This is a genomic window from Pseudopontixanthobacter vadosimaris (assembly GCF_012979275.1).
Classification (GTDB): Bacteria; Pseudomonadota; Alphaproteobacteria; order Sphingomonadales; family Sphingomonadaceae; genus Pseudopontixanthobacter; species Pseudopontixanthobacter vadosimaris.
Window position 1 is genome coordinate 75,489 of record NZ_JABASZ010000036.1, and the last position, 18,447, is coordinate 93,935.

The following is an 18,447-nucleotide window of genomic DNA, read 5'->3' on the forward strand; positions in this document are numbered from 1 at the left end:
CATGTTCTCGACCAATGACATTCGCCGTTCCTTTCTGGATTATTTTGCCGGCATCGGCCACCATAAGGTGCCCAGCGCGCCGCTTGTTCCCTATAATGATCCATCGCTGATGTTCGTCAATGCGGGCATGGTGCCATTCAAGAATGCGTTCACCGGATTCGAGACGCCTCCGGCCGAGCGCGCGACCAGCAGCCAGAAATGCGTGCGCGCCGGGGGCAAGCACAACGATCTCGACAACGTAGGGTACACCGCGCGTCACCACACGTTTTTCGAGATGCTCGGCAATTTCAGTTTCGGCGATTACTTCAAGGAAGAAGCGATCCTCAATGCCTGGACGCTGCTGACCCGCGAATGGGGCCTCGATCCTGACCGCCTGCTGGTCACCGTCTATCATTCAGATGATGAAGCCCATGACCTCTGGCGCAAGATCGCGGGTCTGCCCGAAGACCGGATCATCCGTATCGCCACGAGTGATAATTTCTGGTCGATGGGCGAGACTGGCCCCTGCGGCCCGTGCAGCGAGATATTCTATGACCACGGCAGTCATATCGCCGGCGGCCCTCCCGGTTCGCCGGATGAGGACGGCGACCGCTTCATCGAAATCTGGAACCTTGTGTTCATGCAGTTCGAACAGGCGGCAGATGGCACCCGTCAGAACCTCCCACGCCCGTCCATCGACACCGGCATGGGTCTGGAGCGTATCGCCGCCGTGCTCCAGGGCGTGCACGACAATTACGACATCGACACCTTCCGCACACTTATCGAGCAATCCGTTGACCTGACGGGCGTGGCTGCGGAAGGAAAGGCGCGCGCCAGCCACAGGGTCATCGCGGATCATCTGAGGTCGGTCAGTTTCCTCATGGCCGATGGCGTTCTGCCGAGCAATGAGGGGCGGGGCTACGTGCTCCGGCGGATCATGCGCCGCGCCATGCGCCATGCGCATCTGCTCGGCACCGAACGGCCGTTGATGCATCGCCTCGTTCCGGCACTGGTGGGTGAGATGGGCCAGGCCTATCCCGAACTGCAGCGCGCCCAGGCACTTGTGGAAGAAGTGCTTGAGCGTGAGGAAACGCGCTTTCGTCAGACGCTGGACAAGGGGCTGCGGCTGCTCGACGACGTAACGGCTGCGATGACCGCCGGCGATGCTCTCGACGGGGAAACGGCGTTCAAGCTTTATGACACCTACGGCTTTCCATACGATCTGACCGAGGACGCCTTGCGCGACCGGAACATCGCAGTGGACCGGGCGGGCTTCGATGCGGCGATGGCACGGCAAAAAGCTGCCGCGCGGGCGGCCTGGAAGGGTTCTGGCGAGGCGGCCTCCGGCGAGTTCTGGTTCGACATTGCCGAACGTGAAGGGTCGACGGAATTCACTGGCTATTCCTCCGTGGATGGCGAAGGCCGCGTTGTCGCGCTGGTGCGGAACGGTGCCGAGATCGAAACCGCTCACGCGGGCGAAAATCTGACGATCATAACCAATCAGACGCCCTTCTATGCTGAAAGCGGCGGGCAAACGGGAGATACCGGCAGGATAACCACGCCGGAAGGGCTGACCGTTGAAGTCACCGAGACGTCCAAGCCGCTGGGCCGATTGCATGCCCACACCGGCAAAATCCTGAAAGGCGACATCGCTGTCGGAGACACGATTCATCTGAAGGTCGATGCCGAGCGCCGCGATGCGATCAGGGCGAACCATTCTGCGACCCATCTGCTGCATGCGGCGCTGCGCCATCGTCTGGGGAATCATGTTACGCAGAAAGGGTCGCTCGTGGCGCAGGAGCGTCTCCGCTTCGACTTTTCTCACCCGAAACCTCTGACCTCGGACGATATCGCTGCCATCGAAGCGGAAGTGAACAGGGAAATTCGCGCGAACGAGATCGTGGCGACCAGGTTGATGAGCCCCGATGAGGCGGTTGAGGCAGGCGCGCTGGCCCTGTTCGGTGAAAAATACGGCGACGAAGTGCGCGTATTGTCAATGGGGCGGTCGATGGAAGGTCGCAATTATTCGGTCGAACTCTGCGGCGGCACCCATGTCGATGCGACCGGAGACATCGGCATGTTTCGGATAGTGGCCGAAAGCGCCGTATCTTCCGGCGTTCGCAGGATCGAGGCGCTTACCGGAGAAGCCGCGCGCCAATGGCTCGTCGGCCGTGAAGAAGACTTGAAGACCATCGCCTCGACGCTCAGGACCGCTCCGGACGACGTCAAGGACCGCGTCGCGGCGTTGCTGGAGGAGCGCAAGAGCCTGGAGCGGGAACTTGCCGAGGCGCGCCGCCAATTGGCCCTGAGCGGCGGCGGTGCGGACAAGGCGGCTACGCAGGATGAGGACATCGGAGGCGTAACCTTCAGCGGGCAAGTGCTCCACGGCCTCGATCCCAGGGAACTGCGCGGTCTTCTGGATGAGACGAAGAAGCGGATCGGATCAGGCATCGCAGCAGTTGCCGCGGTGAATGACGGGCGTGCGGCATTAGCAGTCGCCGTGACGGAAGACCTGACTGCACGGTACGATGCGGTAAAACTGGTGCAGGCCGGCGTTTCGGCACTGGGCGGCAAGGGTGGTGGTGGAAGGCCGGACATGGCGCAAGGCGGCGGACCGGCAGGCGACCGTGCCGATGACGCGATCGAAGCCGTGCGCAAGAGCCTGCGAGGCTGAGCGCACGGCACCCGGACTCAGCTTTGCCGGTTGCCTGATCGTGACTCGTTCTCAGATTCGCTGCCACGTGACGTGTCATTATTCATGTTGCAATCGGCCCGGCCCTTGCTGGTCACGCTGCCGGCGCTCTCGTCCGCGACATTCTGCGGCTTGAATTTCTCGTCATTGCTTTTCGGCTTGGTCGGATCGGTCTTGTCGGACATTCAGGTTCTCCTTTCCCTCTCAATGGCTGGAGAAGCATAAGGTTGCCTGACCAGGCGCAAATTCAGGTGCTGCCCAATGTGCGGGTCCGTAATTGCGGTTTGGCCGATAATGCGCCCTGTTCCTGTATCTGCGACCGGAACTGATCGCGTTTCTCGTGGATGGAAGCGATTACCGGCCCCATCGGGACACCCAGATCGACCAGCACCGCTTCGGACAATTGCAACGAACTTTCCAGCGTCTCCGGAACCGCGTGGCTTGCGCCGCTGCGATAGAGTTCCGCTGCATGGGCGGTATCGCGCGCGCGGGCGATGATGGGCAGGTCGGGATAGGTTTTTCGCAGCTTGGTCGTCAGGCGCTGCGCCAGCACGGGTTCGTCCATGGTCAGTATGACTGCCGGTGCGTTTTCGACTCCGAGGCGGTCCAGCGTATCGTTCCGTGCCGCATCCCCGAACATGGCGCGATATTCACGCCTTTTGGCCTGATCGACGATCTCCGGATCGGAATCGAGCATGATGTAGCTCTTGTCGTGCGTCGCCAGCATCTGCGCGACCAGGCGGCCGACCCTGCCCGCGCCGATGATGATGACGCGGGGAACACCGCGGTCCTCCGGCGGAAGTTCGACCTGCGGCTCCACCCGGCGCGCAATGCTGCGTCCGAGCCTTGCCAGAATGGGAGTGACGGTCAGACCGATGGCCGTCACGATCTGCCAGAATTGCGCCGTGCCGGGCTGGATGAGCAAGGCCGAACTCGCTGCGGCAAGCACGATGAGTGTGGTTTCGGAAGGACTCGACATCAGGATGCCAGTTTCCGCAGCCGTGCTCCGCCGCGCCCCCATCAGGCGCAGCAATATGCCAGTGACGGTAGCCTTGAAGGTCAGGACCAGCACCAGGGCAAGGGCGATCATGCCGAGATTGTCCCAGATCGTCATCAGGTCGACACTCATCCCGACGGTGATCAGGAACACGCCGAGGGCCAGGCCCTTGAACGGCTCCATGATCGTTTCCACCTCGCCATGATATTCGGTTTCGGCGATGAGCAGGCCTGCAAGCAGTGCCCCGACTATCGGTGAAAGGCCGGCGAGTGCTGTCGCCAGGCTGGCGCCGATCACGACCAGCAGGGTCGCTGCCAGAAACAGTTCGGGGCTTTTCGTGCGAGCGGCCTGTGCGAACAGGCGGGGCAGGGCGAGCCGCCCGAGAACCAGCAGGCCGACCACGACCGCGCCGCCGAGCCACAACGTATCGAGCAGACCCTCCCACCCCTCGCTCGCCGCATAGGGAGCCATCGCGCCGAGCATGAAGATGATCGGCACGATGGCGATATCTTCGAACAACAGCATCGACAATGCGGCGCGGCCGACAGGCGATTGCGTGCCCGAGATCGGCAATACGATAGCGGTGGACGACAGCGCCAGCGCCAGTCCAAGGCCCAACGCACCGGTCCAGTACTGGCCCATCATCGACAGGAAGATCGAGATCAGCAGGCCGATTATCAGCAGTTCGAGCGCGCCAAGGCCGAATACAAGTCTTCGCATTTTCCACAGCCGGTTGAACGATAGTTCGAGGCCGATGGTGAACAGGAGGAGGATGATGCCGAGTTCTGCGAAAGGTTCCAGCGCTTCGGGATCCGTGATCGTGATATGCGTCAGCCACGGCTGCTGATAGACCAGGCTGCCGAGGCCGAACGGTCCGACGGCGATACCGATCAGGATGAAGCCGATCACGGGCGTGATGCGGAAGCGGGTGAAGACGGGGATCACGAGCCCCGCCGCTCCCAGGATCACGAGCGCGTCCGACAGTGCGGGAGAGGAAAACTCGGCTGCCATCTAGCCGGGTGTTAGCGTAAGCGCTGCGCCGCGACTAGGCGGGTTGTGGAGCTTTCGACCGATTTCCGCTTACCCGCCGCCCGGCGTCGGCGGCCCCGTCGGTCGGGTGATGGACGAATCGTGATCCTCGCCGATGCGGGTATGCTGCGGCAGCGAGCCGACGCTCTTGTCCCATTCAATACGGTACAGGTCGAAACGGCGGTCAGCCAGATTCTGCACCGTCCCCTCGGCGCGGGCCCAGGAGAGATCGGCAAGATTGACGTCGCTGATGGTCAACGTCTCGACATTCTCGGTGGCCTCGGCAGCGATGCCGTCGCGGGCGAAGGGAAAGTCGCACGGCGTCAGGATGCAGCTTTGTGCATATTGGATGTCCATATTGCCGACGTTCGGCAAATTGCCCACGTTTCCGCTCATCACCACGTAACACTGGTTTTCGATAGCCCGCGCCTGCGCACAATAGCGTACCCGCATGTATCCCTGCCTGCTGTCGGTGCAGAAGGGCACGAAGATGATGCGGGCGCCTTCATCCACGAGACGGCGGGCGAGTTCGGGAAATTCGCTGTCGTAGCAGATCAGAACCCCGATCGGGCCGCAATCGGTCGGGATGGCGTCGATGGAATCGCCGCCCTTGATGTTCCACCAATAAGCCTCGTTTGGGGTGGGGTGGATCTTCTCCTGGCTGTGAACCGAACCGTCACGGAGACAGACGTAGGCGACGTTGTGAATATCCCCATCATCCATGCGGGTCGGGTGCGATCCGCCGATGATGTTGATGTTGAACTTCAGCGCCATGTCGGACAGCGCCTTGCGGATACGAGGCGTGTATTTGCTCAAGGCCTCGATAGCCTCCATGGGGCTTAGTTCCTTCTCTTCGAAGGAAAGCAGCATCAGCGTGAAGAGTTCGGGAAAGACTATGAAGTCTGCCTCGTAATCTGCCGCGACATCGACGAAATATTCTACGTGACGCATGAATTCGTCGAAGTCTGCAACTGCTCGCGCCTGTAACTGGCACGTGGCGATCCGCACACTTTCAACACCGCGAGGCAGGCGGTGCTTTTTAGGCGCATCGCTGTCGATGTAAGGATTGCGCCAGGCCATCTTGACCGCGAAAGCCTTGGATTTCTTGTCTTCCGGCAGATAGTTCTTGAGAATGCCCATCGGTTCGAAACCATTGGCAAGCTGGAACCGCAAGACCGGATCGTGCAGTTTCCCGTCGAGTACCTGGTCGAGATAATCCTGCGGACCCTCCACCTTGCGCCAGTGCCGCGACAGGTTCGGCATCCGTCCGCCGAAAACGATCCCTGTCAAATCCAGCTGTTCGGCAAGGCTGCGCCGCTCCTCGTAAAGACGGCGGCCGATGCGGGTGCCCCGGGTCGCGGGATCGACGCACATTTCATAGCCGTACAGCCAGTTTCCGGTCGGATTATGACGGCTGCCGAAACCATTGCCGGTGATCGTGTCCCAGTTCTGATCCGACAGCGCGATCCGTTCGTCCAGTCGCATTGATGCGCAATAGCCGACCAGCACGCCGTCCAGCTTGGCGACGAAGCACCCTTCGGGATAATTGTTGATCTGCCCGCGGATCTCGCCGTGGGTATAGGCCGGAAGATCCTTGTACGCGCGGCGCACCAGATCGGCGATCGCGCGTACGTCTTTCGGTTTGGCCTGGCGGATTTCCAGGCGGGCCTTCCGGCGTTGTTCGGTCATCTCACTCTTTGCTCACTGACAGGCTGGCATCCGACAGGAAAGCGTCAGCCGGCCTGCGACATTTCGGCTTCGAGGCCTTCCACGATAGCTTCGAAGAACTGTTCGGTGGTCAGCCAGTTCTGGCCGGGGCCGATGAGCAGTGCGAGATCCTTCGTCATCTTGCCGCTCTCGACCGTCCGGATGCAGACGCGCTCCAGCGTCTCCGCGAACTTAACCACTTCCGGCGTGTTGTCGAAGCGGCCGCGATAGATCAACCCGCGCGTCCATGCGAAGATCGAGGCGATGGGGTTGGTGCTGGTCGCCTTGCCCTGCTGATGCTGGCGATAATGGCGCGTGACGGTGCCATGCGCCGCTTCCGCTTCCACCGTCTTGCCATCGGGCGTCATCAGCACCGAAGTCATCAGACCGAGGCTGCCGAAACCCTGTGCCACGATGTCGGACTGGACGTCACCGTCATAATTCTTGCAGGCCCAGACGAATTTGCCGTTCCACTTCAGGGCCGAAGCGACCATGTCATCGATCAGGCGATGTTCGTAGGAAATATCCTGTTCGGCGAACTTGTCCTTGAATTCCTTCTCGAAAATTTCTTCGAAAAGATCCTTGAAGCGGCCGTCATAGGTCTTGAGGATGGTGTTCTTGGTCGAAAGATAGACAGGCCAACCGCGGTCGAGGCCGTAATTGAACGACGCACGGGCGAAATCCCGGATCGAATCGTCCAGATTGTACATCGCCATCGCGACGCCGGGTTCCTGAAATTCGTAGACGTCGAGATCGATCTTCTTGCCGTCTTCTCCTTCGAAAACGAGGCGCAGCTTGCCGGCACCGGGTATGCGCGTGTCCGTCGCGCGGTACTGATCGCCGAAGGCATGACGGCCGACGACGATGGGATCGGTCCAGCCCGGCACCAGGCGCGGCACATTTTCGATCACGATAGGTTCACGGAAGACGACACCGCCCAGGATATTCCGGATGGTTCCGTTGGGCGAGACCCACATCTTCTTGAGATCGAACTCCTCGACCCGTGCTTCGTCGGGCGTGATCGTCGCGCATTTGACGCCGACACCATGTTCCTTGATCGCATTTGCGGCATCGACCGTGATCCTGTCGTCGGTCGCATCGCGACTTTCGATGGAAAGATCGTAATATTTCAGATCGACATCGAGATAGGGGAGAATCAGCCGTTCACGGATCCATTCCCAGATAATCCTGGTCATTTCATCGCCGTCTATTTCGACGATCGGGTTCTGCACCTTGATCTTGGCCATTGTTATCCTGCTCGTTCAATTCGAAAAAAGGTTGCTGCGCTCCTAGACAGGGCGGCACGCCAGCGCAAGGCAGGGCGATATCCTGTCGGACGGGTCAGCCGGCACCTGTCAGTCGATGCGCGTCAGATGCATCAGCAGGCGAAATGCCGGCGGAAATGCCCGGCCCGCGCGGATCCCCGCGATTGCTCGTGACGGATGTTCTGCCAGAGCCCGCGCCGCTCGCGCGAAACCAACCGGCCGCCGTGCTCTTGCGGCGAATGCGGCCTGGTAGCCGCGTGATCCGGCAGGTCCGTTCGCCAGCCAGTGCCGCGCTGCCATCGTTCCGCTGGCAAGAGCGATGGAGATACCCTCGCCCGCAAGCGACGGGATGACGGCGGCCTGATCCCCCAAACGATAGAGCCCATCTTCGGTGTCCCCGGCGATCCAGCCATAAGGCACCGCGCCGATGCTGTCGATTCGCTGTTCGCGCCAACCATCCCGCAACCGTTCCGCAAAACGGGGGTGGCGGCCGGACAGCATTGCAAGGAGTTCGAGCGGATCCTTGTTTGCCTGCTCGAACAGGGATTTCTTCAGGGCCAGGCAGATATTTGCAAAACCGCCATCCTGCAGCACGATCCCCGCATATCCACCATCGAACAGGTGCAGCTCGATGCCCTCGCCGATCAGCTGCCGCAGGAAAGCATCTGCGGGCACCCGCAGACGCAGGCCGAGCGCCGGGTCGGCGGCTACCCTTGGCCGGGTCTCGCCACGGACATCGTGCTTGCCGGTGGCGAGAAACAGCCCGTCCGCTTCATACCGCCGGTTCCGGCCCAGCGCGGCGCCGGGTTCGACCGACCTGATCGTGTCGATTGCGATCCGCACGCCCGATTCTTCGGCCCTGCGCCGCAATGCGCTGTCGAGCCTGTGCCGCGACAGTCCGAAAGCGGGGCTGGGAAGTGTCAGTTCCGCCCGCTCATCCCTTGCGAAAAGCACCACGCGGCGCACGGGCGCTGCTTGCAACGCCGCGATGTCGATGCCGAGTCCTTCGAGGGTGCGGATCGTCCGCCAGCTGTGAAAGCCGCCGCATAACGGATCACCCGCCTCCGCATCCCGGTCGATCAGCAATGGTTGCACATTCTCGCGCGCCAGGACGATCGCGGCGGCGCAACCGGCCGGCCCGGCACCCACGATGACCGGCCCCTTCATCGTAATTTTTCGACGCAGAGCCGATAGGGAAAATATCGCTTCACCGTTGCTTCGGTTACCTCTGCCTCGGCAAGCAGCGGCGGCCATTCTTCGGGCCGGTAGCTGCGCGCGATGGACATCCTGCCGTCATGCCGCACGATCGGGTGCCAGCGCATCAGACCGGCCAGGACCGGGTAGAGCAGGTGAGCGACGCGGTGCCGGTGCAGGTCGTTGACGAACCAGCCAAGCGCAGCCTCGGAGTCCATGAAGCGAAGGAATGCGACCAGCTGATCATGCGTCATGTGATGGGCGACGAGGCTGGAGATAATGCAGTCGAAACCTTCGTCCGCAAAGTCGGCATAATCGCCCGTGACGAATTCGACCCGTTCGCTTGCCGCGCTGGCAGAGCGGGCGGCGTGTTCACTGCTGGGGTTGAGATCGACGCCCACCAGTTGCGCCTCCACGCCCCTTGTTTTCGCCCACCGGGCGATGCGACGAAGCATGTCGCCATCGCCGAACCCCACATCGAGAAGGCTGAACCGCTGCCTGTTCCCGATCGCCCGATCAAGGAAGGCGAGCGTCGGCCGGTAGGCCATGGTGATGCGATTGACCCTGGCGAGGTCATGCACGACATGCCGGTAAGTGGCAGGGTCCAGATCGGGACCGTCCATCAGTTCTTCCGCGATGAGGCGTTCAGCCAGCATCGTCGATCCATCCGAAGCGGAACCCTTCCATCGCCAGACCGGGACCGAAGGCGAGAGCGACGCCGTTGTCCGGGCGGTTTTCCATGATGGTGGCCAGGGCGAACAGCAGCGTTGCGGACGACATGTTCCCGCAAGCGCGCAGCACATCGCGCGAAGCGTCGAGGCTGCTGGCCGGCAGCGCCAGCGCCCGTTCAACCGAATCGAGGATCGACCTGCCCCCGGCGTGAACCGCCCAGGCGTCGATGTCGGCGATTTCACCCGCACCTGCGATGCGGCGCACCAATTCAGGGTTCGTCAGCGCTTCTGCCAGGCGGCCCGGGACTGCGCCGGAAAGATGCATCGCGAAGCCTGTGTCGCCGATGGTCCAGGTGATGAGTTCGTCGCTTTCTTCCAGCGCCACCGACAGTCCCTCGCCGATGGCCAGGCCGCTGCCTTGGTTACTGACGATGGCGGCCGCTGCTCCATCACCGAACTGCAGCATGGCCAGAAGCGGTTCGATCTGATCGGCGGGTTGCAGGTGCAGGCTGCTGAGTTCCACCGTCACGACCAGCACCCGTGCATCGGGAACCGACCGGGCGAGATGCCCTGCCGTTCGCAGCGCGACCGCGCCTGCATAACACCCCATGAAGCCGATCAGCACCCGTTCGACCCGATCGGAAAGCCCCAGGCGCCGCGCGATAATCTGATCGATGCCCGGCGCTATGAACCCTGTGCAGCTTGCGACGACCATATGCGTTATCTGCCCGAGATCGGGCAGGGCGCGGATGGCTTCCATCGCAAGCAGGGGCGCTTCGCGGGCGTAGATCCGCATCCGGTCGGCAGTGCCCGGCGGAACGTCGCCTGCATAGAAGCTGCCGGGTTCCAGCCTGGCGTCGGCTTCGGGCAGAACGGACCAGCGGTGCCGGATTCCAGACCTCTCGCACATCCTCGCGAACAGCCTCGCCTTTCGCACATCGGTCAATTGCCGCTTCGCCCATTCGCGATAGGCCGGCTGTACGTCGCAGCTCGGAACCGCCGTGGCGATCGCATTGATGCGGGGGGAAGACCGGTGGGGCTGCATTGTCGAGGTCAAAGCGTTACATGATCCCATAGGTTCCGCTACCATGATGCATGACGGTGTTATTGCCAATGGCGGCGGCCCTGCCTAACCAGCATGGCACGGCATGCATCGCCAAATCATGCCGAATAGTTCAACGGCGGCACAAGGAAGGCGATTCTTACGATGATGCCGCATTTCGGCCATGCTTGATTTCCTGCTGATGGCTGCACTCGTTTCGACGAACGCCTCTGTTCAGGACACCGACCGCGCGACCGGCCGGGAAACCGGCGGGCTGCAGGCCAATCCGCAGCAGGGCGCAACTCCGGTCCCGCTGGAACGTGTCGAAGTGCCGGCTTCGACGGGAGAACCGCAGCAGGTCCAAGTGGTTCCGACGTTGCCCATACGTCCGGCCGAGGTGGTGCCGATGCCCGCTCCGCCCTTCAGCCTGCCGGTGCCGGAACGGAACCCGCTTGCGACCGACCCGGCGAGTGATCCCGTGCTGATGCTGGTGCGGCAAAGCGACGATCCTGCAAGATTTCGGGCAACGCTCGCTTCCGCGATCGCGACGAACCCGGTGACGGATGAGGCGCTCGCGCAGACGGCGGAGGCGGAGGCGAACGAGGATCTGGCCATCAGTTCCCGCTATCCGGTGGCGGATTTCACCCTTTCCTATTTCGGCACTATCGCACGAAACTTCTCCGACGATCCCGGCAATCTGCTGGAAAGTTCGCGGCCTCGGTCGCGCGCCGACGCCTTGCTCCGCATCCAGCAGCCGCTGATCGATTTCGGGGCAAGCGCCAGCAGGGTCGCAGCCGAACGGGACCGGGTGGCAGCGGCGATTTATGGGGAGAGCGTTGCCGCGAACATCGTCGCGCTGAATGCCGTAAACGCCTGGAATGGCGTCTTCGGTTTTCGCGCCCTGGTGCGTCTGGGCAGCGCGTTCCAGAGCACTCAGGAGGATTTGCGTGTGCTGGTGGAGGAACGCATCGCCAGCGGAGTGTCGGCGCGGGGCGATTATGCACAGGTGGAAAGCTATCTTGCGGCGGCGGACGCGCGGCTCGCCGATTATGGCCGTGCTGCCGCCAGCGCGGAAGCCACCTTTCGCGAATTGACAGGCACGCCCCCGCCGCAGGCCATCGGCCCGGTTCCCCTGATCGCGCCGGTGCCGGACCTCTCTGCGGCCGAGCGTTTCGCGCTGACCGTCCCTGCCGTACTGGCCGCCCGCAAGCGGGCTGATGCAGCGAGGCTGGACGTTGCGGCGACCAAAGCGGACCAGCTGCCGCGGTTGACCGCCGGCATAGATGCTGGCGATTACGGCGTACTTGATAGCGGCCGCGATTACGATGTGCGGGCAAATGTCGCTCTCACCTATCGGCTGGGCGGCAGCGGCCCGGCACGCGTCGATGCCGTCGAAGCGCGTGAGTTGTCGGCAGAAGCGTCATACCGGCGGATTCGCAACCAAGCGCTTCGGGACGCTCGCATTGCATGGGGCGATGTCGAGGCGCTGGAAACGGCGGCAGCGGCGATCGAGGCGAATTATATCGCGAGCCGGACGGCGCGGGACGTGTTGCTCGAACGTTTCCGGGTGGCGCGCGGCAGCCTGTTCGACGTGCTCGCGGCAGAGGATAATTTCTTTCAGGTTGCCGCGCGATACGTTCAGGTGATGACGGAACTTGGCGTCGCGCGCTATGTCCTGCTGGCCCGGACCGGACAGTTGCTTCCGGCTATCCACATGTCCGGCGCCGATGCCGGGGTGATGCTGTCGGGGCAGACAGGCAGCGGGCAAGACGGGGATGCTTTCGCGTCCGAACTTCCGAAGGTTCAACCGAATGAGCGATAATCAGCAGACTGGCGGCTTCGCGGATCATGACGACCGCAACCTTTATGCCGAAAGGCCGCCGCGCATTGCGGATTGGCTGACCGAACCCATTCGTGAAAATCGTGCGACTTATATCAAGGTCGGCGTCGCCGCTGCGGTGATCAATCTTTTCGGCCTTGTCACCTCGCTTTTCACCATGACCGTCTACGACCGGGTCGTGCCGAACGAAGCTATCGAATCCCTGGTGGCACTGTCGATCGGGCTGGGCCTGATCCTGATATTCGATTTCGTCCTGCGCATCCTTCGCGCCTATTTTGTCGATCTTGCCGGGGCAGATATCGACCGCGACGTGGGCCGCCGCGTGTTCGATCGGCTGATGCAGATACGCCTCGACAGCAGACGCGGATCGACCGGCGCGCTCACCGGAATGATGCGCGAGCTTGAAACCCTGCGCGACTTCTTTGCTTCCGCCAGCATCACCGCTCTTGTGGATGTGCCGTTCATCATCCTGACCTTGGCCGTGATCGCGCTGATCGGCGGGCCGATCGTATTCGTGCCTCTGGCCATGATCCCGCTGGTGCTCATCGCCGGACTGGTGACCAAGCCTGCGCTGGACCGGGTGTCGGCAAGGGCGATGAACGGCGGCCTCTACAAGCAGGGCGTGCTGGTGGAATCCATCGGCGCGCTGGAGACGGTGAAGGCGAGCGGGGCGGGGCCGATGCTTCGCAAGCGCTGGATTCAGGCCATCGACGAACATTCCGACAATTCGCTGCGGCAGCGGCTGATATCCAGCATCGCAATCACCGTCGCGACGACGGTCAACACCTTGTCCTATGCCGGCGTGGTGATCGCGGGCGTATTCCTGGTAGCTGACGGGCGGTTGACGGTTGGCGGGCTGGTCGCATGCTCGATCCTTTCGGGGCGGGCGGTCCAGCCCCTGACGACGATTGCCGGCCTGATGTCGCGCCTGTCCTCGACCCGCATCGCTTACGATCAGGTCGAAGGCATGATGCGCCAGCCAAGCGAAGGGCCGGTCAGGACGCCCTTGCGGCCCAGCACCACAGCGGGCACTGTCGAACTGCGGAACGTGTCGTTCTCCTATCCCGGCAAGGTGGAAAAGGCGCTGGACAGCGTCAACCTGCGCGTCGCAGCGGGAGAACGCATTGCGCTTATCGGCAAGGTCGGCTCCGGCAAATCGACCATCGCCCGCCTCGTCCTCGGATTGTTCGAGCCGCAGGAAGGTCTGGTCCTGATCGACGATAACGACATCCGCCAACTTTCCCCCACCGACATGCGCATGCGGATCGGCACGGTGGTGCAGGAAACATCCCTCCTTTCAGGAACCGTGCGGGAAAACATCCTGCTCGACCGGCCCGGACTGGATGACGAGGAGATGCTGCGCGCTGCAAGATTGTCGGGCACGCATGATTTCATGGGCGGCATCGTCAATGGCTACGATCTCGTTCTGGCCGACCGAGGGGAAGGGCTGTCGGGCGGGCAGCGCCAGTCCATCAGCATCGCCCGCGCACTGGCAGGCAGGCCGCCTATCATGATCTTCGACGAACCGACCAGTGCGATGGATGCCCGATCGGAAGCGGATCTGCTCGCTCGCCTCGAAGCCGAATTGAAGGGACGCACCGTGATCCTCGTGACGCACCGTCCATCGTTGCTGCGACTGGTTGACCGGATCGCAATCGTCGACCGTGGCAAGATCGTCCGCGACGGGCCGCGTGACACGATCCTGCGCGATCTGGGGCAGGAAAGGGCTGCGGCATGAACATGGCTGATGAGGATACCGGCGAGACCGTCACGCAGGATTTCACGACGCGGCTCCGGCCCAGGGCGGCATCCAGCCTGCTGCTGTGGATCATTCTCGCATTTCTGATCGTCGCAATCGTATGGGCGGCGCTGACCGATATCGACCGCAGTGTCCGCGCGCCCGGCCGCGTCGTGCCGAGTTCGCAACTGCAGGTGATTTCCAACCTCGAAGGGGGGATCGTCAGCGAAATCTTAGTCGAGGCGGGCGAGCAGGTAGAGGCGGGTACGCCGCTGGTCCGGCTCGACCAGACGCTTGCCGATGCGGAACTGGGCAGCACACGCTCCACCATCGCTGCGCAGAACGCCCGGCTGGCACGGCTCGAAGCGGAAGCCACCGGCCGCGCCCCCGCCTTCCCGGGAGCGACCAATCCAAGAGAAGCCGAACAGATCGCTATCGAGCGCCAGCTTTATGCAGCGCGCGCTGCGGACCTGGACAGCGCAACTGCCGCCGCACAGGCCCGCATCAACCAGGCAGAGCGCAGCGTTGCAGAGGCCGAGGCGAATTACCAGTCGCGCGTGTCGCAGCGGCGGGCCACTCAAGCGGAACTGGCGACGATCCAGCCACTGGTCGAGCGCGGCATCGAACCGCGCCTGTCGCTGGTGCAGCTTGAGAACAGGATCGCAGTGAACAACAGCGAGGTCGCGGCCGCCGCCGAATCAGTCAGCCGCGCGCGCGCTGGCGTGGCCGAGGCGCGTGCATCGCTGGCGCAGATGCGGCAGGACTGGCGTTCGCAGGCGGGGAGCGAACTGGCGAACACACAGGCGGAGGCGAGCGCCCGGCGTGCCACTCTGCCCGCGCTCGCCGACAGGGCCCGCCGCACCGTGCTGACGGCACCGGTTGCCGGGCGGGTGAACCGCGTGCTGGTTTCCACCATCGGCGGTAGCGCACCTGCCGGCGAACCGCTGGTTGAACTCGTGCCCAGCGAGGATCGCCTCGTGCTGGAAGCGCGGGTTAGGCCGCAGGACATCGGCTTCGTGGCAATCGACCAGCCCGCAAGGATCGACATTACCGCTTACGACTCCGCCATCTATGGCTCGCTGGACGGGCGGGTCGTAACCATCAGCCCCGACGCCACCGAGGACGAAAGAACCGGCGAATCCTATTACCTGCTGACCGTCAGAGCAGACACCCAATCGATCGAAGGGCCTGGTGGACGGCAATTGCCGATCGGCCCGGGAATGACTGCGACAATCAGCCTGCTGGGCGACAAACGGTCGGTGCTGAGCTACATCCTCACACCAATCACGCGGGTAACCGAACGCGCATTCCGGGAATAGATGAAAAGATGCACGTTAAGGTTCGTAAAGCAGAACGAGATATAATAACCATTGTTTCGGTTAAGCTCAAGCTCTAGTTATCAGCTACTTGCCGGCGGCGAACGGTCGCTTGAACTCTGCCGGTGTCGGGGGTCGATGCCATTTTCCGCGCTTCTGTTTTCTTGCTTGCCAGCATGTCTGCGGCGCTTCTCGCGTGTTCCGGTACCGGGCACAGTGAGGAAGTCGCTCGCCGGTCGGACGTGAGCGTGCCCTTAGCCTTCCAGGGTGTGGAGCGGGTGCAGGTTCTTTGCTTGGTGCAGGGTGAAAACGGCGTTGCGCCGGCAGCGGAGCGCGACATTCTCTGCGACACCATCGTGGAAGAAGCGACAAGGGCGTCACCTGTGCCGGTTGCGGCGATAATGCTCGGCGATCCGCAGGTACTGGCACCCGCCAGCCTCACCATTCTTGCACATGGGTCGATAACCGGCGCCCGCGACCAGCGGCTGCTGGCGCTTGCCATGCGCCCCTATAGCGTAACGGCGGGGCAGTCCGACATCTTGTTCGGTGCCCCGCCGCAGGTGGTGCGTCTTGGTGACAAAGCAGCGCTGCAGGCCGCCGTTGGCGAGGCGCTGAACCACATACTTCCATGGCGGCAAGGTCAGGCAGCAGCCAGACCTGTCGCCAATTGAGCGAGTGCACCTGATTTTCTACGTTTCTTGGAGAGGATGATCGAGATGAAGACTGAATTTCTTGCCGGAACGACCGGTGGCGCAATAACGAGGTCGATACTTTCCAGGGGGTCGGAGCCCGCTTTCGATCCGGATATTCTGACCGCCCATGTCGCAGCGTCTGACAGTGTCGATGCGTCTGTCGATTACCTCGCCGGCACGACGGCCGCGAATGGCAAGCCGATCTGGTCGGTCGAGCAGATCGCGGCGCACCTTAACCGTTCCGGCGCCAGCTGGACCGAAGGGCCCGATCCGGCGCCGCAGCGCGGCGACGAGGATCCCAATACCATCACTTTCGGCTTCTTCGAAAATCAGAACGAACTTTTCGAAAACGGCTACGTCTATTTCATCGGCGCGAATGGCTACGGTTTCAGTGAATATTTCAATTTCGCAAGCTTTTCCGAAGCACAGCGCGGCGCGGCACGCGAATCGATGCAGAGCTGGGATGACGTCGCTGCGGTGACCTTCGTCGAGACGGCAGCGGGCGATGCCGACATCAATTTCGGTAATCTGGCGAGCGCACCGACCACCCAGGCCTACGCCCGTCTGCCGTTCGGAACACTGACAGGCGATCCCGCCTTGAATGCGCAGATTGCGCCGATTGCCGGCGACGTGTGGATTTCGGCAAGCCAGGCCAGCAATTTCCAGCTCGATGAAGGTGGCTATGGCCTGCAGACGCTGACGCATGAGGTCGGTCATGCCCTCGGCCTCTCGCACCCAGGTGGCTACAATGCTGCTCCGGGCCTGCGGATCACCTATGAGAGCAATGCCGAATATTATCAGGACACGCGCACCTATTCGGTCATGTCCTATTTCAACGCGAGTTCCACGGGCGCGCGTCATTTCGACTTCAATCTGTCGACGACGGTTTATGCAGGCGTACCGCTGATCCACGACATCGCTGCCATTCAGGCGATGTATGGCGCAGACATGACGACCCGCACGGGCGACACGACATACGGGTTCAACAGCAATGCCGACCGTGATGCGTTCGATTTCGATCTGACGCCCGCGCCGGTCATGGCGATCTGGGATGCGGGGGGCATCGATACGCTGGATGCCTCGGGCTATGCCAGTAATCAGATCATCGATCTGCGCGAGGGTTCGCTCTCCAGCATCGGCGGCGTAACCTTCGACACGGCCCCGTCCTTCGAAGAAGTGAATGCCAACCGGGCGGAGGCAGGTTTCGGCCCGATTACGCGCGCGACCTATGATGCCAATATGGCGGCTCTCCAGCAGAACCCGGTCGTCGGGCAGCTGACCGACAATGTCGGCATAGCCTATGGCACAGTGATCGAAAATGCAGTGGGCGGTTCGGGCGACGATCTGCTTGTCGGGAACAATGTTGGTAATGTTCTGACCGGGGATGCCGGCAATGACACGCTGGTAGGCGGCAATGGAATCGACGTCCTGACGGGCGGTGCTGGCAGCGATATTTTCTTCGCCGAAATCAACTCGACGACGGTTGCGAGCAAGTCGGGGCCGGTGTCGCTGGACATCGTCACCGATTTCGTATCCGGCACCGACAGGATCGACCTGGGGCTGATCGATGCCAATACCGGAGTTGATGGCCAGCAGGGCTTCGTCTTCGTAAAAAAGGGAAGCGGGCAGGCTGGCGAACTCTATACCAAGACATTCGGCAATCTGAATGCTGCTGAAAAATCGCTCGGCATCGACATTCCCGGCTATTCCGGCCCCAATACCGCGCTTGGAAAAGTCACCGTTGTCTTTGGTGACGTGAATGGCGGGGGCGCGGATTTCGCTTTCGTGCTGATCGGGACATCATCGGTATCGCTGGGCGACTTCATCAACCTTGGCGGCAATTTCGACGCTGCCGGAACCATTTCGGCATCCCTGGCGAACGTCCTTGCAGCCAGCGGCGGAATAGGCGGAACGGCTATCGCAGCCGCTCCCGAAGTCCTGCTCGATGGTGCCGAACTGTTTGCCGGCGACAGTATGGATCAGCTGCTGGCGTCGGGCGCAGGTTCCCATCACCATGGGGGCGCCCGCAACATGGTCGACATGGCTGCTTTCGCCCCGTTTAACGACGGTGAATTTGCTACGGGCGCTGGCCTGTTTACCGAAGGCAGCCGGTTCGACGGTCTGGAGCAGCTGGCGCTTCACACCAATTTCGCCTGAACTCTCCTGAAAAATTACAAAGCCTCGCCGGAGAAACCCTCCGGCGAGGCTTTGTGTCCTAATTTTCTGCAGAGTGCCTTATTATTTCCACAGGGTCTAACCGCGCCGGCACCGCAGGCAATTCCGGA

Annotated in this window: 13 protein-coding genes; 6 read left to right on the top strand and 7 right to left on the bottom strand. The window is 62.2% G+C overall.

Annotation, left to right across the window (positions count from 1 at the left end):
- The first annotated feature begins 1 nt into the window (after nucleotide 1).
- Nucleotides 2-2,653 (top strand): alanine--tRNA ligase, encoded by a 2,652-nt coding sequence (gene alaS / locus HG250_RS08330; protein WP_170004583.1) that lies wholly within the window; start codon nucleotides 2-4, stop codon nucleotides 2,651-2,653.
- 17 nt (nucleotides 2,654-2,670) lie between these two features.
- Here alaS and HG250_RS08335 read toward each other — a convergent pair whose 3' ends face one another.
- The 7 genes from HG250_RS08335 to HG250_RS08365 all read right to left on the bottom strand — a co-directional run bounded on the left by HG250_RS08335 (nucleotide 2,671) and on the right by HG250_RS08365 (nucleotide 10,579).
- Entirely contained in the window at nucleotides 2,671-2,856 is a 186-nt protein-coding gene (locus HG250_RS08335) for a hypothetical protein (RefSeq protein ID WP_170004468.1), read from the bottom strand.
- 62 nt (nucleotides 2,857-2,918) lie between these two features.
- Nucleotides 2,919-4,679, bottom strand: coding sequence for a cation:proton antiporter domain-containing protein (locus tag HG250_RS08340; RefSeq protein ID WP_170004584.1), 1,761 nt, complete (start codon nucleotides 4,677-4,679; stop codon nucleotides 2,919-2,921).
- Nucleotides 4,680-4,748: 69 nt separating this feature from the next.
- Nucleotides 4,749-6,386 (bottom strand): bifunctional GNAT family N-acetyltransferase/carbon-nitrogen hydrolase family protein, encoded by a 1,638-nt coding sequence (locus HG250_RS08345; protein WP_170004585.1) that lies wholly within the window; start codon nucleotides 6,384-6,386, stop codon nucleotides 4,749-4,751.
- 44 nt (nucleotides 6,387-6,430) lie between these two features.
- On the bottom strand, nucleotides 6,431-7,651 hold the full coding sequence (locus HG250_RS08350) for an NADP-dependent isocitrate dehydrogenase (RefSeq protein ID WP_170004586.1): 1,221 nt from the start codon (nucleotides 7,649-7,651) through the stop codon (nucleotides 6,431-6,433).
- Between the two features lie 108 nt (nucleotides 7,652-7,759).
- Nucleotides 7,760-8,836 (bottom strand): NAD(P)/FAD-dependent oxidoreductase, encoded by a 1,077-nt coding sequence (locus HG250_RS08355; protein ID WP_240957012.1) that lies wholly within the window; start codon nucleotides 8,834-8,836, stop codon nucleotides 7,760-7,762.
- On the bottom strand, nucleotides 8,833-9,519 hold the full coding sequence (locus tag HG250_RS08360) for a methyltransferase domain-containing protein (protein ID WP_170004587.1): 687 nt from the start codon (nucleotides 9,517-9,519) through the stop codon (nucleotides 8,833-8,835). The genes HG250_RS08355 and HG250_RS08360 overlap by 4 nt, the downstream gene beginning before the upstream one ends.
- On the bottom strand, nucleotides 9,509-10,579 hold the full coding sequence (locus HG250_RS08365) for a type III polyketide synthase (RefSeq protein WP_170004589.1): 1,071 nt from the start codon (nucleotides 10,577-10,579) through the stop codon (nucleotides 9,509-9,511). Before HG250_RS08365 ends, HG250_RS08360 begins: the two co-directional genes overlap by 11 nt.
- 181 nt (nucleotides 10,580-10,760) lie before the next feature.
- Here HG250_RS08365 and HG250_RS08370 point away from each other — a divergent pair, with 181 nt between their 5' ends.
- The 5 genes from HG250_RS08370 (at nucleotide 10,761) to HG250_RS08390 (ending at nucleotide 18,319) form a co-directional block, all read left to right on the top strand.
- A complete protein-coding gene (locus HG250_RS08370) occupies nucleotides 10,761-12,398 on the top strand; it encodes a TolC family protein (protein WP_170004591.1) in 1,638 nt (545 codons plus the stop codon).
- Nucleotides 12,388-14,154: a type I secretion system permease/ATPase gene (locus HG250_RS08375; protein ID WP_170004593.1), complete on the top strand. Its 1,767-nt coding sequence runs from the start codon at nucleotides 12,388-12,390 to the stop codon at nucleotides 14,152-14,154. The genes HG250_RS08370 and HG250_RS08375 overlap by 11 nt, the downstream gene beginning before the upstream one ends.
- Nucleotides 14,151-15,473, top strand: coding sequence for an HlyD family type I secretion periplasmic adaptor subunit (locus HG250_RS08380; protein WP_240957013.1), 1,323 nt, complete (start codon nucleotides 14,151-14,153; stop codon nucleotides 15,471-15,473). Before HG250_RS08375 ends, HG250_RS08380 begins: the two co-directional genes overlap by 4 nt.
- A 239-nt stretch (nucleotides 15,474-15,712) precedes the next feature.
- Nucleotides 15,713-16,141: a hypothetical protein gene (locus HG250_RS08385; protein ID WP_170004595.1), complete on the top strand. Its 429-nt coding sequence runs from the start codon at nucleotides 15,713-15,715 to the stop codon at nucleotides 16,139-16,141.
- Nucleotides 16,142-16,186: 45 nt separating this feature from the next.
- The gene (locus HG250_RS08390; RefSeq protein ID WP_170004597.1) at nucleotides 16,187-18,319 is read left to right on the top strand and encodes a M10 family metallopeptidase C-terminal domain-containing protein; all 2,133 of its coding nucleotides are present in this window, start codon (nucleotides 16,187-16,189) and stop codon (nucleotides 18,317-18,319) included.
- Nucleotides 18,320-18,447: the final 128 nt, after the last annotated feature.